We start from the raw sequence: 14,173 nt of genomic DNA, 5'->3' as shown, positions 1-14,173 counted from the left end.
CGAGGGGGTGGGGAGGATGAACTGCGGCACTTTCAGTAGGCGGACGGCCAACTCCCAACCCAACAGCAGGAGCACGATGACGAGGACCGCCGTGCCCTGGTCCATCAACCACAGCCGGACCCGTTCCGCAACGCTGGGCTTACGCCGCACCTCGGTTCCCTGCCCCCCCTGAAGCGGTACTTCCATGACGGTAGGGCCTCCGTTTGCGAATCTCGGGGCGGGTTCGGCTGGGCCGGACCCGCCCCGACATCAACGGCTGGTTAAGCGGTCAGAGCGGGAACGCTCCAACCGGCGACGTCACTTGAGGAGATCGTTGGTGTAGTAAGCGGCGGCGTCCTTCTTCACTTTGATGGCCCCGGTGTCCATCATCAGGTTCAGGGCCTTCGTCCACAGATCCGCGTCCTGGTAGCCGAGGGGCTTGGCGGGGTAGACGCCGAGCGCGTCGACCGTGGCCTTGACCTGCTTGGTGACGATGGCCTTGTCGACGGTGGTCTGCCAGTACTTGAGCATGGCCGTGGCGGCCTCTTCCGGGTTCTTCTGGGCATCGTTGAAGCCCTTGGCGGTCGCCCGCAGGAGCCCCTCGAGGACCTTCGGGTTCTTGGCGATGTAGTCATTGCTGCTGATGAAGGCGGCCCCGGGGAGGTCCATGCCCCAGTCGGCGACGTTCAGTACGTTGAACTTGACCCCGGCGGTCTTCTCCAGCTCCGGCAGTTCGTTATTGAGGTAGACCGACATGATGTCGACCTTCTTGTTGAGGAACTGGGCGGTCCGGGCGGAGTTGTCCATCTGGACCCGAGTGATCTTGTTCAGGTCGACATTGTTGATCTTGGCGAACGACGGGAGAAGGTCGGTGAAGGTCTCGCCGACGGAGGTCGCGATCTTCTTGCCTTCGAGGTCCTTCGGCGAACTCAACTTGACTTCCGGGAAGGAGATGACGCCCATCGGGACCTTGGGGGTGTAAAGGGCGATCATCTTGATCGGCAGATCGGTGCTGACCGCCTGGGCGCCAGCCACCGCCGGGCCGTAGACCACCTGGTCCTGGCCGTTGGCGAGGAGCTTGAGGGCCGTCTGGGCCCCGGAACCCTCGGCGAAGGTGACGTCCAACCCCTCAGCCTTGTAGTAGCCCTTGTCCAAAGCCAGGTAGAGTGGGGCATACTCGCCCTTGTTCTTCCAAGTGAAACGAACGGTGACCTTCGTGTTTTCTTTGGGCGGCTTGGGCTTGCTGCACCCGGCCAATCCAGTGACGGCCAACACCAGCACAACCAAGAGACTCAACCCGCGACCGAATCTCGTCCACCGAGGCATCATCTCTACGACTACCTCCGTTTGATCTAGTTTTGCTGCGGTACGTCAATGGACTCCATGGGTTCAGGGGCCGACGCCGGTCCCGGAGGCGGTCATCCCGACCACGCAAAGCGGGACGACGGCCGTGTTGAAGTAGACAGATGAATGGAGGAGGGCCCGATCCTTATAGTTGTACATGACTGAGTCCCATGACAGGACCGGCTCGCCGACGGGCAGGTCGAGGGCGTCCCCGACCTCGGCGTCAACCGTCCTGGCTTTCAGCCAGGCGATCCGATGGGTGGCCTCTTCACCAGAGGCCTTCTTGATCAGGGCGAAGATCGTCTCCGTTTCGGCCGGCACAGGCGGCTCGCCGGCCAGCAAGGTCCGGGGGATCCGGATCACCGAGTAGATCGCCGGCCGAGCATCGGCCCGGAAGATTCGCCGGTAGACATGCACCTGCTCATCCCGGGCCACCCCCAGCGGGCCGGCATAGTCGTTGGCCACCTGCGAATCGACCCTACTGCTGGCGGTCACCCGCGCGTACCCGGCTTTGACCAGCAGTTGGTCGAAGTCGACGACCCCATCGATGCGGGTCCTGGCCTTGAGGGCACTGGGGTGGACGAAGGTGCCGACCCCATGCTTCTTGGTGATGTAACCCTCTCGCTCCATGGCCAGCAGGGTCTCACGGATCGTGGCCCGGCTGACTCCGAGCTGACCGGCCAGCACGTTCTCAGACGGCAGGCGGTTGTCCGGGGGTAAGCCGGCCCTCGCGAGGTAGTCACAAAGGGACTCGATCACCTGGCGGTGCAGTGGCACCGGGGCCGCCCGTGGCATCCGCGGCAAGGCACCTTGAGTCACGGTCTTGAACCTCCGATCGACCTCTTGGATCTTCCCGCGCTCTCGCCCTCGAGGGTGCGCCGACATCGCCCCAGCACCGTTGGGTTACGGCATCCCTCCCTCCGCCCGCCCAGCCTTGATCCAGGTGGCCAACTCGGCGACCCGGCGTCCAAGCTTGCGGGCTGAGTCCATGCCGATCTCGTCTTCCTTGGCCCCTTCGGCGAGACGATCGTGGGAGACCACGTAGGCTCCGCTGTAGCAGTCGAAGCCTCCCCCGCCGAGGACCACCAGCCCGCGGGACAGGAGGATGTGGATCAGGGCCGAGGCCGTCAGCTCCTGGCCCCCGTTGCGGGAGCCGCCGACGGCGATCGCTCCGCCCACCCGGTTGTGCAAGACTCCATTCTGAACATGGTGGAGCGGTCTCCACCGGTTGAAGAACGCCTGGAGTTGGCTGGTGATGGTCATGTTGTAGACCGGCGACCCGACGATGTAGGCGTCGGCCCAGAGGACCGCCTCGTAGAGGCCCGCCATGTCGTCCTTGATCCGGCAGAGTTGCTTGTTCCGGACGCAGAAGTCGCAGTGCACGCAGGGCTTGATGGTCTTCCCAGCCAGACTGATGAACCTGGTCTCAACGCCGGGGACTTCAGCCGCCGCCTTGAGCGCCTCTTGAACGCTGTAGGCGGTGGCGCCCCGGCGCGGGCTGCCGCTAATACCTAGGACCTTGACCAGACCGATCTCCCCTCTTGGCCGGCCGGGGGACCAGCCTCCGACCGCCGTAGAATCTAAGAACTACGGGACCCTTCGAGACACGAGAAAGCAGAAGCAAGAAGGAAGACACAGAGATCAAAACGCAAAAAGGCGACCCTCCAGGACGGGCGCAGAAAGCGTCACCCGGGATGTCGCCACCTCGACCGGTCGTCCGTGAACCTCACAAGTAGACCCCCCGAGCGGAAAGCCTCAAATTGGCGGGCGTCGGGACGCTTGGCGGTGAAGTCGGGAACAGTGGGCCGATTGGGTTGTTTGATTGATTGGCGGGTCGCTGGGAGATGCCTGATGACTGACATCAGACAACCAGAGTATAGCATGGCTTCAGTTTGCATGGCAAGCCAAAGAAATCGGAGCCAAGACATCGGAGCCAGGAAATCGGGGCCCGGGAATCAGCCCACGACCGCCCAGACCTGGGACTCGTTGCCACTCAAAGCCGGGGATGCTATACTTAGCTTTGCGGCGGACAACCGGCTGATCTTTCGGCCTGCGTCGCCAAGCGCCTTGCCGGGCGGGTGATGCTCTTGGAAATAGTGGTCAATCGCCAGAAACGCGAAGTCCCGGACGGCTGCACCGTCCGGGAACTTGTCGTCAGTCTGGGCTATGAGCCGACCAAGGTCAGCGTCTGGATCGGCGGCCGGCAGATCTGGCAGCGCGAGTATGACACGTTGCGCCCGACCGAGGGAGTCGAGGTCCGGATCATCCGACCGATCGCCGGGGGGTGACCCGGCATCATCCCCACGCCCGACGCCCATACTAGGCTTGGTTCCCCTATCGGGATGTCAGGTGGCGTCGACTGGGGGGGTTGACGTGGCGCCCGCGTTTCTCGAGGAGATCCGCGACCTACCGAGCAAGGTGGTCGCGGAGTTCAAGGAATTCGAGAATCTCAAGGTCTACCTGGTTCAGGACTTTAACCTGAGGTTGCTTACCCGGATGGTCAACTTCGGGCTCGACATCTTCGGCGAACTGGGCACCGACGAATGGGGCCTGGTCCCGCAGATCAGGCACGGCAACGTCTTTCTCCTCAAGGAGGAAGACAAGAAGCGGATCATCGGCCTGGCCATCTTGATGCGCGATTGGGAGGACCTCGATAAGGCCTATCTCTTCGACTTCGCCATCGCCGACGACTTCCGAGGGCGCGGTCTGGGCTACCATTTCCTCGTCGTCATCTGCCAGAATCTCAAGGATCAGGGGTTCAAGCGATTGAGCCTGACCGTCGACGTGAACAACAAGGCGGCCGTCCATCTTTATCGGGACAAGTTGGGCTTTCAGATCGCCCGGACCAGCGATGACGAGTACGGGAAGGGTCACGACCGGCACATCATGGAACTTCACCTGACCGACGCCCCGAAGCCCCAGCACTGATGCGGCCGGCCAACGTCCAACTCTTCGCCCCGTGAAACCTGGCGAATCGATCAAGCTCCGCCTCGATTCGGGCCCGGTCGCGCTTACCCAAGCGCGTGCCGGGCTCGAACTGCATCATCTGGACGACCAGCCGGCCGTGCTCCCGGTCGAGCTTCGGGTCGAGCCGCCCGACCAGTCGGTCACCGTAGAGGATCGGCATCGTATAGTATCCGTACCGGCGGACCTCCGGTTTTCGATAGACCTCCCATGTGTAGTCGAAGGCGAACAGGTCGGCTACCCGCCGGCGCCGCCAGAGCAGATTGTCGAGGGGAGGGATGAAACGGACCTCGGGTTCGACTTCCCAGGCGTCGGCCCGGGCGGCGAGATCGGCCGCTTCCGGGGTGGCGTAGTAAGGCCGCTTCACGCCCTCGATGGCCAGCTCGACCAGGCGGCCGTCCTTGACCCGCTCGGCCAGCAGCTCGCGGCGACGGTCGGCCCCGTGCTTCTGCCAGCCGAGGCGGAAATCGCCGGCCTCGAAGACCTGGTAGGCCTGGATGTAGAGGTCGAGGAGCCAGTCGGCGGCTCCATGGGCGCGCCCCTCAGCCCCGGCGTGTGGAGCCGACCACGGGCGCGACGGTCCCTCCGCGCCGACCCCGCCCTTCCGCCTCCTGCCGCCCGCCTCGGGCCAGCAGTCGAGCAGGCCGTGTTCATCGCGATGGGGGGCCGGGTCAAGGGCGGCCAGCAGCTCCGGGGGGAGGACGCGCTCGGGGAAGTCATAGCTCTTCTCCAGCCCCCGCCGACGGCTGATGACCAGGTCACCGGCCACCCAGAGGAGGTCGATAGCCCGCCCGCTGGCCTTCGAGGACTCGTCGGGGGTGTGGTAGCCCATGCCCATCAGGCGCGGCCCCTGGTTGCCCACGTGGCGGGGCTGGACCGGGCCGTGGTCGCGGACCCGGCCGGCCACCTCGAGGAGGCTGGCCCAGAGGCGTCGGCGTTCCTTGCGGCCGTTGCGGGCGATCATCCGCATCAGCGGCCAGAACCCCGGGAACAGCTCCAACGGCAGAATGCATCGGGCGTTGGCCAGGTACTCGAAGGCCAGTCCGGCGGGGAAGAGGTTGTCCAGTTGAGACGGACGATAGGAGCCCACCCGGTTGTACATCACCAGGTGGTGGTTGCGCTCGACCGCGCTGACCGGGTCCACCTGGACGCAGCGCAGGCGCCCGAGGGCCTCGATGGTCCCCGCTCGGCCCTTGAGTTCCCGCCGCCAGGGGGTGATCCCGGCGTCCGGGGCGTTCAGGAGCCCGTGCTGGGCCAGCAAGGCGCGGCGCGCCGCGATCGCGGTGACCGCCAGGGGTCTCATCGGACCGGCTGCCGGATGACCGTCTTCAGCTTGGCCGGGTCTCCCCGCCGCGGGTCGCCGAGGTAGATCTCGTGGTGCTTGCCGCGAAGCTCGCGGCCCAGCTCGCGGATGAAGGCGTGGAGGCGTTGGATGGTCGGAGCCTCGGCGGAGTAGGGGCCGAGGTGCATGATCTGGGCCGAGAGCCCCTCTTCGAAACGCTCAAAGGTGAGCCGATCCAGCGCCGGCGGGATCGGCTTGCCCTTCTTGGCCTTGGCCCGGATCTCCGCCTTGGCCGTCTCGACCATCTCCGCGGTGATGTGCGAGGGCTGCATGATCATGACCGTCCATTTCCACTGGTCCTTGCGGTGGGCCTCGGCCCCGGTTGGGTCGAACGCTTCCATATCATCCGCCCACCACAAGCCCTCCAGGGGCATGATCACGCTGTCAGGCACGGGCGTGGCCGATTTCTTGAGGATGAACTTCAGGGTGTAGGCCACCGGGTAGAGCGCCCCCATGGCCTCCCGGAATTCCGGCGATCCCTCCGGGCTGCCGGCCCCGTGGACCATCAGGAAGTTCATCGCCGGGACCTCGACCATGACGCACTCCTTGGACGAGGGAAAGTAGAGCTGCTTGAGCTCCTTCTTGAGATCGGTCTTGGGCACGATGACTCCTCCCTTGCGGTTGACCTGGACCTGACGTTGGCCGCGACGTCTGCATTATATCCCAGCGAACGGATGTTCGGCAAGGGGACACGCGGACCCCGTCGCCGATGGCCGTGGGGGCGGTACCGTGGACCCGCGGGGAACTTCGTTCGCCCCAGCGGCGTCGAAGGAAGCGTGGCCCGTTCTCCGCGGCCGAGCCCCGCATAGGGGCAGCTGACCGGGCGCAAACGGGTCGATGGGCTGAACTCGGTCCAGGGGGAGATCATGAGAAAGATGATTAGGCTCACCGGGACTCCCGGCCGCCGAACGCTGATCCGGGTCGGGGCCGGTTTCGTCGTTGTCGGCCTGGTGCTCGCGGGGTTTTTTGCTTACCGCCAAAACTTGCCCGGTGTGTCCTTCGACGACGGCCGAGCGCTGGCCGCCAGCCTGCAACCCTCGGCCGTCGACTCGCTGGGGGTGGCCCCGGACACGACCTTCCGCCTCACCCTGGCGGAGCCATTGCCCCTGTCGACGGTGAAGAGGGGGTTGGCGATTGACCCCAAGGTGGATTTCACCGTCCGGTCGGCGCCGAGCGGTGAGGAAAAGGTCTATGACATCATCCCCCGGACCCCTCTCGAAGCCGACCGGGTCTACAGCGTCCAGTTCACCCTCAACCCGACGGCGGCCAATCCCGACTACAGCTGGGCTTACCAGGTCCGGGGCGCCCTCCGGGTGGTCGGCACCCTGCCTGGGGATCGCACCTCCGGCGTGCCGGTCAACACCGGAATCGAGCTGGACTTCAGTCACAAAGAGGTGAACGACCCGGCCGCCTACTTCTCCATCAGCCCGAGCGTGGCCGGGAAGTGGGAGCGTCACCGCCGAACCCTGGTCTTCGTTCCCACCGGGGAGTTGAAGCCGGGTACCGTCTACACCTGCGTCGTCAAGAAGGGGCTGGGGGCACAAGGCACCGACCAGACCCTGCCTGAGGACAGGGTTTTCTCCTTCGAGACCGCCCCGGCCCAGCCCACCCGGGGCAGGGTCAGCTTCAACGTCTACCAGTCGGCGACTGAGTTCTCACCGGCTGAGTGCCCGGCCGTCTCCGTCGGTTACTGGGTCAACGGTGGGGACGGGTCGATCCCCGCGGACCTGAGGGTCGCCACCCGCGTCTACCGCTACCCCAGCGCTGAAGCTTACGCGACGGCCCTGGCCGAGCGCGATCGGCTCCCCGCCTGGGCGTCGGTGACCCGGGAACGATACCAGCCGGACACCAGCGGCCTGCCCCTGGCCCTGACGGCCGACCTGCCGATCCGGAAGACCGACTACCAATCCTGGTTGGCTCTCCCGGACCCGCTGCCTCCCGGATTCTACCTCGTCACTTTCACCGCCGCGGGGTCCACAAGTTCCGTCCACTTGCAGGTCACCGACCTTTCAAGCTACACCGTCACCGCCGTCAACGACACGGTGCTCTGGTTCAACAGCCTGGCCAGCGGTGCTCCGCTGGCCGGCGTCGGCATCCGAACGGCGACGGACGGCATCAGGCTCGGCCAGAGCGGCGCCGATGGAGTGGCCCGCTTCCCGACGCCGGCGGCGATGACCGCGCCGAGCCCGGCCGGCGAGCCCCGACCGTCCTTTCTAGCCATCGCCGAGGCTCCGAACGGATCCAAGAGCGTCGTCAACCTCTCTCCGGCCTGGAACCCGTTCGGTCAAGAGCGGCAACTCCTTGACGCATACTGGACCTACCTCTATACCGACCGCCCGCTCTACCTGCCCAGCGACGAAGTGCGGTTCTGGGGCGTCCTCCAACCAATCGACCGCGGCACACCCGAGATCGAATCGGCGACGGTGGAGCTCCGCGGCTACGGCGGATTCTGGGAGGGGCCGTTCCGCAGCCCCTCGAACGTCGGGCTGATCGCCTCGCAAAAGGTGAACATCAACCGCCACGTCTTCAGCGGAGGCACCAGACTCCCCAACCTTCGCCCGGGGTACTATACCTTGACGCTGGTGGCCCAGGGCGTTAACCTGCTGAGCCAGTCCTTTGAGGTGGCCACGTACACCAAGCCGGCCTACCAACTCACCCTCAGCGCCGACAAGCGCGCCGTCTTCATCGGGGACCCCGTCCGCTTCACCCTCGAAGCCCGGTTCTTCGAGGGAACGCCGGTCTCCGGCCTGCCCCTGGACTACAACCTTTACTCCGTCCAGTCGTCGCCGTCCGGGACCCTGACCACCGACGTTGAGGGAAAGGCAGTCTTCGATTACCGGCCGTCGGCCGCCCCCGATCCGCTACGTCTGGAGCGCTGGGACTCCCTGAACCTCAACGCCGATTATCCCGAGAGCGGACCGATCTGGGCCAACGCCGGGGTTCGGGTGTTCGAAAAGGACGTCGCTTTGCGTAGTGAGGTCTCCCGCCGGGGAACGGAGGCAACGGTCAGGGTGCGGCTGAACCGGGTCGATCTCAGCCGGATCAATACGGCCGGTGGGTCGGCCTCCAGCCCATGGGACGGCGGGCAGGACTACGTCGGGGCCCCCGTCCCCGGGACGCGGGTCGAGGGAACCCTCACCGAGATCAAATGGGTCGCCACCGAGACCGGCCAGTACTACGACTTCGTCGAGAAGGTCGTCCGCAAGACCTATTCCTACCACGAAGAACGCCTCCCCGCCGGGAACTTCGCCGTCACCACCGACGCCGGCGGGCAGGCCACGTGGTCGTTCAACCCAGCCGTCAACAAGACCACCCTTGTCCGGCTGTCCGCGCGGGATAGCCAGGGGCGGGAGATTGCCGGTGAGGTCCACATTGCCGGGAGTGACTTCGTCGGCCCCAACGACTGGTACCATTGGTACCACCTGACACCGGTCGGGCGGGATGAGGCCAAGTACCGGGTCGGTGAGACGGCGGAGCTGGCCGTCAAGGACCAGGATCGCGACGCCCCCTCCCGTCCGTCCGGGTACCTCTTCTACGTCGCCAGAAAGGGGCTGGGGCAGGTCGTGGTCAAGGACAACCCCGATTTCTCGCTCCTCTTCACCGGCGATGTCATCCCCAACACCAACGTCGGTGGCGTCTACTTTGACGGGCGCAGCTACAACACGATTTACGAGGCGCCGGTCTCCTTCGACAACCGGGAACGCCAACTGCGGATCACGGTGAAAACGGATCAGCCCAGCTACCGCCCAAGCGATAAGGCGGGAATCACCATCGAGGTGCGCGACGCCGCCGGCGCCCCGGTAGACGCCGAGGTCAACCTCTGCCTGGTCGACGAGGCCCTCTATGCCCTGTCGGGCCAGCAGGCCGACTTCCTGCGCTCCCTCTACGGGCGGGTGGTCAGGTCGCAGGTCATGTTCACTCGAGGCTCCCATCCAAAGGTCAACCTCGGGGGCGGCGGGGCGGAGTCTGGTGGCGAGGGGGGAGGGGAGCGGCGCGACTTCCGCGACCTGGCCTACTTCGAAAGCTTGCGGACCGGCGCCGACGGCAAAGCCACGGCCACCGTCAGCCTGCCGGACAACCTGACCTCCTGGCGCCTGACCTACCACGCCTTCGCCTCCGGCGTCCGAGCCGGGAGCGGTAATATCGCTCTTCCCGTCCGCCTGCCGTTCTTCGTCCAGCTGGCCCTGAACGAAACCTACCTCTCCGACGACCAACCCGTCATCCAGGCCCGCGCCTATGGGGCGGGCCTCCCGAGCGGCTCAACGGTTAGCTTTGCCGGGCAACTGGTCCGGATCGAGGGAGCGGCGGCGGCCGGAAAGGTCGTGGCCGAATTCAGCGGGAGCGGCCCCGCCTTCCGTCCCGTCGGGTTGTCCCCGGGCAAGCTGGTCAAGGGGAGCTACGAGTTGAAGGTGACCGGGAAGGCGGCCGGCCCCAACGGGCAGGAGCTGAAGGATACTCTGGTTCAGCGGATCGAGGTCGTCGACTCCTACCTCCGCCTCGACCGGACGGACTTCTACACCCTGCGCGATGGCCTGCGGGTCACCGCCGAGCCCGGGGAGCTGGTCACCCTGACCTTTTCCGATCAGGAGCGGGGCACGTATCTGGCCATGCTCTGGCGCCTGGTCGGCGGGGGACGGCGGGTCGACATGAAGGCGGCGGCGCTGGTCGCCAACCGGCTCCTCCGCGAGAACTTTGCCTACCCGCGGGAAGCGCTGCCTGAGCCCCCCGATGCCAGCGACCTGCTGGCTTTCCAGCGGCCGGAAGGCGGGATCGCCCTCCTGCCGTATGGGTCGGCGGACCTCGAACTGACGGCGAAAATAGCCGCCCTCGGCAAGGACGCGGGGTTCGATCAGACCGGGCTCCGGCTCTTCCTGGGCAGGGTCTTCGATGATCCCAGCGAGACCCGCGAGCGGCTGATCGTCTCGCTCTACGGGCTGGCCGCCCTGGGGGATCCAGTCCTCAACGAGCTGCAGGGCCTGGCCCGGGAGACCGACCTCAGCCCGAAGGAAAGGCTCTACCTCTGCCTGGGACTGGCCAAACTGGGCGACGCCGAGCGGGCGCGGCCGATCCTCCAAGCCCTGCTGAGCAAGGAAGGCGACCAGGTCGGTCCGGCGCTGCGGCTGAACGTCAGCCGGGACCCGGAGGAGACCATCGCCGCCACCTCGTTGGCCGCGGTGGCCGCGGCCCAACTCGGCCTGCCGGAGAAGGACGCTCTCTCCGCCTACCTCCTCGACAACGTCCCGCTGGAGGAACTGAACCACCTCGAGCTGAGCCTCTTCCTGGAGAGGGCGTTGCCGGCGACAGCTTCGGAAGCGGTTTCCTTCACTCTCGGGCCGGAGGGCGAGGTGATCAAGCTCAAGGCGGGGGAGGTCCACACCGTCTACGTTCGGGCTCAGGACCTGGATCGGCTGAGCTTCTCCAACATCACCGGCAAGGTCGGACTGACGGTCGTTTACCGCGCGCCGCTCGCTCCGGCGCAACTGAAGCCCCGGCCGAGCGAGGCCAGCCTGACGCGGGCCTACCTGGTCAACGACGTCCCCGGCCGGGTGTTCAAAGCGGGCGGGCTGGTCAAGGTGACCTTGAACTATCGCCTGACCGCCTCGGCTCCGGGAGGGCCGTACCAAATCGTCGACTTCCTCCCCTCCGGGCTCAAGGCGGTTCCGAATCCCTGGCAGTACGGGGTGCAGGACAACAAGGTCAACTGGCCGTCCGAGGTCGATGGCCAAAAGGTCTCCTTCAACGTCTACGACGACCGCGGGGAACGCGACCCCAAGACCGGCCTCTTCAAGCGGGAAATCGGCGGCCAGGTCGTGTACTACGCCCGCGTCGTCTCCCTGGGCTGGTACGGGTCCGATCGGGCCGTCCTCCAGCACGTCAAGAGCGGTGAGATCTTCGCCATAACCGGGCGGGAAACCGTTGATATTCGATAGGCGGTTAAGAGGGGCCAATAGCCAGCGAGGCCGGGCGCGGTTCGGGATGATCGGCGGCGGCGCCGGTGCGGTTGCCGCCGCCGTCCTCCTCTGCCTTCTCGCCGCCGGCGGGGTCCGCCTGCGGGCCGGCGGAGCCGGAGCGGCGCAGACGGCGAGACCGGAGGCGCGGGCCGGAGCGCACCCCATCGTCGCCGCCGACTTCGTGACCCCGGAGCAGTTCGCCGTCGCTGTTGCCCAGGCCGACGAGGTGGCGACGGAGATCCACCGTCTTGCCGGCGACGGGGGCGGGGCGGGCGAAGCGTCCGATTCAGCGTCGGCCGTCGCCCGCCCCGTCGCCGCGGTTGTCCCCCACCATCTGATCGGCGCCCGGCTGATCGCCGGGCTATTGGCCTATCTGGCCGACGAGCCGCCGACGACCCTGGTCATCGTCGGTCCCGATCACCGCAATGCCGGGCCCCCGGTGGGGGTAGGTACGGCGGACTGGCAGGTGGGGGGCGGGGAGGGGACGGTCGTGGGGACGGTGGCGGTCGACCAGGCTCTGGTGGGCCGGTTGCTGCGGGAGAGGATCGGGGTTGAGGCCAACGAGGTGCAGGCCGGGGAGCATTCCCTGGGCAACATGCTGCCCTTCGTTCGCCGCTACCTGCCGGAAACACGGGTGGTGACGCTTTCCCTGCGGGGGGATCTGGCCCGGGAGCAGGCCATCGGCCTTGGGCGGTTCCTGCGGTCCTGGAAGGCCGATGGACAACTCTTTGTCCTGGCCTCGATCGATTTCTCGCACTACCTTGACCGAGGCCAGGCCGACCGCTGCGATGCCCTGACCCTGACCGCCCTGCGACGCGGGGATTGGGACAGGCTCTTCACCCTTGGCCCCAACTACCTCGACTCTCCGGCCGCGCTGGCCGTCGCCTTCGCCTTTGCCGGCAGCCTGGACCAGCCGAAACCGCTGGTGGTCGAACACCTGAATTCGGCGACCGTGCTCGGGCAACCGGCATTGCGAGAGACGACGAGCTACTTCCTGATGGTCGCGCCGCCGGCGAAGGAGGACATGCCCCCTGCGGGTGCCGGGTCGCCCGCTACGCGGCTACGGGCTCGTGGTGAAGCTCAACACCAGGGACGACTATCGACGGTATACGGCGGTGCCCCGGGAGACCAAGAAGTGGGAACGGCTCTACAGGACCCGCACGGCGGTGGGAGAGTCAACTGCCCGACAGGACCGGCTGGCCGATCTCCGGCGAATAGTGAGGCTGGCCGCGGCCTGACGACAGCACAGTCAAGATCAGTGGCCGGGCGCAAAGGGGTCACTGTCGACAAAACACCGCCAGGGCACGCATCACAAGATTCCGGGCCCTGGGGAGGCCCTGTCAAATGGGCTTCGCAACGATCGAAGGTCCACTGATCCCAGGATGATCTGGAACCGCTTGATCGTGGTCACGCCTGAGGGACGCGAAACCGAGGTCCTGGATGAGATCGGACCTTCTCCCGGCAAGAACGACGCGGTGATCGCCGCTGCTGATGCTGAGCCTCAGTCGATAATGCTGGCCTTTGACCCCGCGCCTCCGACAGACAATCCGGTGGAGAACACCCGTTATTCGAATGTGAACTGGTATTACCTCGGTGGCGATGGGCGGTGGATCAAGAAAAGCTTGCGGAACCTTGTCGCGCCGGCCCTACGGCAAGGTTCAGTCACTTTCGTCGCCGTGGTCGATGGGATCCCGTGGGTTGAGGAGTTGACGCCTTCGGGCGAGACCAGCCGGCTTTTCGAGGTTCCGGTGAGCGCCAGATTGGCCGGGGTGGGTTCGGCGTGGGACAGTTCCGGGCAGACGCTGTTCTTCCGCGATGGGGGAGTGTATGTGCATCAGGAAGTTGCCCATAAGCCGCGGATGCCGGCAGCCCCGGGAAAGACCACTTTGCCCTAGTCCGGTCCCGGCCCGACGACCCTTTGCGTACCGCGGATGTTCCGAGCGCCCTGTGTACGGGGCGCTCTTGTTTTGCGGGGGCGGCGACGGCGGCATGGGCGGGGCAGTGTTAGGTCCAGACAGGTGGCGGCCGGTCGCCACACTCGCTCTTGGTGCGATTGGCCGAACCGTGATATGCTAATGGTGATTATCCTTCCTCCGCGAATTCCGGTTCCCGCGACTTCAGGCGATGGGGGAGTGCTGCCCATGGAGTACACCATCGAATGGCTCCGCCGGGCCTTTGAGGCCGACGGCTACATCAGCGACGAGGACATCATCGTCACGGTCTATCTGGCCTTGCGCCTGGGAAAGCCGCTCCTTATCGAAGGGGCGCCGGGGGTCGGCAAGACAGAGATCGCCAAGGTCCTCAGCCGGATCTTCCACACCGAGATGATCCGCCTGCAGTGCTACGAGGGGCTGGACGAGAACAAGGCCCTCTATGAATGGAACTATCAGAAGCAGTTGCTCCATATCCAGGTCGGCAAGGAGAGCGGCCAGGCGGGCGCCGGCGACCTCTTCTCCCAGGAGTACCTGTTGGAGCGGCCGCTGCTCAAGGCCATCCGGGCCGAGACCACACCGGTCCTCCTCATCGACGAGGTCGATAAGTGCGACGAGGAATTCGAGGCCTTCCTCTTCGAGGTTCTCTCCGACTTCACCGT

At 66.0% G+C, this 14,173-nt stretch carries 12 protein-coding genes; 6 read left to right on the top strand and 6 right to left on the bottom strand.

The genetic code is table 11. The annotated features are described in order from the left end of the window. The 4 genes from VGL40_02235 to VGL40_02220 form a co-directional block, all read right to left on the bottom strand. Positions 1 to 186, bottom strand: a 186-nt coding sequence (locus VGL40_02235) for a hypothetical protein (GenBank protein HEY3314089.1), incomplete at its 3' end; no start/stop codon positions are given. Between the two features lie 111 nt (positions 187 to 297). Beyond that, entirely contained in the window at positions 298 to 1,275 is a 978-nt protein-coding gene (locus VGL40_02230; protein ID HEY3314088.1) for an ABC transporter substrate-binding protein, read from the bottom strand. Between the two features lie 93 nt (positions 1,276 to 1,368). Beyond that, entirely contained in the window at positions 1,369 to 2,142 is a 774-nt protein-coding gene (locus VGL40_02225; protein HEY3314087.1) for a GntR family transcriptional regulator, read from the bottom strand. A gap of 84 nt (positions 2,143 to 2,226) precedes the next feature. Then, a complete protein-coding gene (locus tag VGL40_02220; GenBank protein ID HEY3314086.1) occupies positions 2,227 to 2,850 on the bottom strand; it encodes a flavodoxin family protein in 624 nt (207 codons plus the stop codon). A gap of 569 nt (positions 2,851 to 3,419) precedes the next feature. On the opposite strand from VGL40_02220, the gene VGL40_02215 reads away from it, so the two are divergent. Both VGL40_02215 and VGL40_02210 read left to right on the top strand, forming a co-directional pair. Next, positions 3,420 to 3,611, top strand: a complete 192-nt coding sequence (locus VGL40_02215; protein ID HEY3314085.1) for a MoaD/ThiS family protein — start codon at positions 3,420 to 3,422, stop codon at positions 3,609 to 3,611. Positions 3,612 to 3,696: 85 nt separating this feature from the next. Next, entirely contained in the window at positions 3,697 to 4,251 is a 555-nt protein-coding gene (locus VGL40_02210; protein ID HEY3314084.1) for a GNAT family N-acetyltransferase, read from the top strand. Here VGL40_02210 and VGL40_02205 read toward each other — a convergent pair. Both VGL40_02205 and VGL40_02200 read right to left on the bottom strand, forming a co-directional pair. Continuing rightward, on the bottom strand, positions 4,208 to 5,590 hold the full coding sequence (locus VGL40_02205; GenBank protein HEY3314083.1) for a crosslink repair DNA glycosylase YcaQ family protein: 1,383 nt from the start codon (positions 5,588 to 5,590) through the stop codon (positions 4,208 to 4,210). The genes VGL40_02210 and VGL40_02205 overlap by 44 nt on opposite strands. Beyond that, entirely contained in the window at positions 5,587 to 6,231 is a 645-nt protein-coding gene (locus VGL40_02200) for a GyrI-like domain-containing protein (protein HEY3314082.1), read from the bottom strand. Before VGL40_02200 ends, VGL40_02205 begins: the two co-directional genes overlap by 4 nt. A gap of 264 nt (positions 6,232 to 6,495) precedes the next feature. Between VGL40_02200 and VGL40_02195 the strand changes: the two genes are divergently transcribed. The 4 genes from VGL40_02195 to VGL40_02180 form a co-directional block, all read left to right on the top strand. After that, positions 6,496 to 11,559 (top strand): Ig-like domain-containing protein, encoded by a 5,064-nt coding sequence (locus VGL40_02195; protein HEY3314081.1) that lies wholly within the window; start codon positions 6,496 to 6,498, stop codon positions 11,557 to 11,559. A gap of 46 nt (positions 11,560 to 11,605) precedes the next feature. Beyond that, entirely contained in the window at positions 11,606 to 12,955 is a 1,350-nt protein-coding gene (amrB, locus tag VGL40_02190) for an AmmeMemoRadiSam system protein B (GenBank protein HEY3314080.1), read from the top strand. 22 nt (positions 12,956 to 12,977) lie between these two features. Continuing rightward, positions 12,978 to 13,475 (top strand): hypothetical protein, encoded by a 498-nt coding sequence (locus VGL40_02185; GenBank protein HEY3314079.1) that lies wholly within the window; start codon positions 12,978 to 12,980, stop codon positions 13,473 to 13,475. Between the two features lie 246 nt (positions 13,476 to 13,721). Further along, on the top strand, positions 13,722 to 14,173 hold a 452-nt coding region (locus tag VGL40_02180), incomplete at its 3' end, for a MoxR family ATPase (protein HEY3314078.1).

This window comes from Bacillota bacterium, from assembly GCA_036504675.1.
Lineage (GTDB): Bacteria > Bacillota > Sulfobacillia > JAJYWN01 > JAJZPE01 > DASXUT01.
The sequence above is the reverse complement of the archived record's forward strand: the minus strand, read 5'-3'. Positions and strand labels throughout refer to the sequence as shown.

Bases quoted from the DNA above. Each gene is read 5' to 3' on its own strand.
- VGL40_02195 (HEY3314081.1), top strand. From the start codon at position 6,496: ATGAGAAAGATGATTAGGCTCACCGGGACTCCCGGCCGCCGAACGCTG.
- amrB (HEY3314080.1), top strand. From the start codon at position 11,606: ATGATCGGCGGCGGCGCCGGTGCGGTTGCCGCCGCCGTCCTCCTCTGC.
- VGL40_02205 (HEY3314083.1), bottom strand. From the start codon at position 5,590: ATGAGACCCCTGGCGGTCACCGCGATCGCGGCGCGCCGCGCCTTGCTG.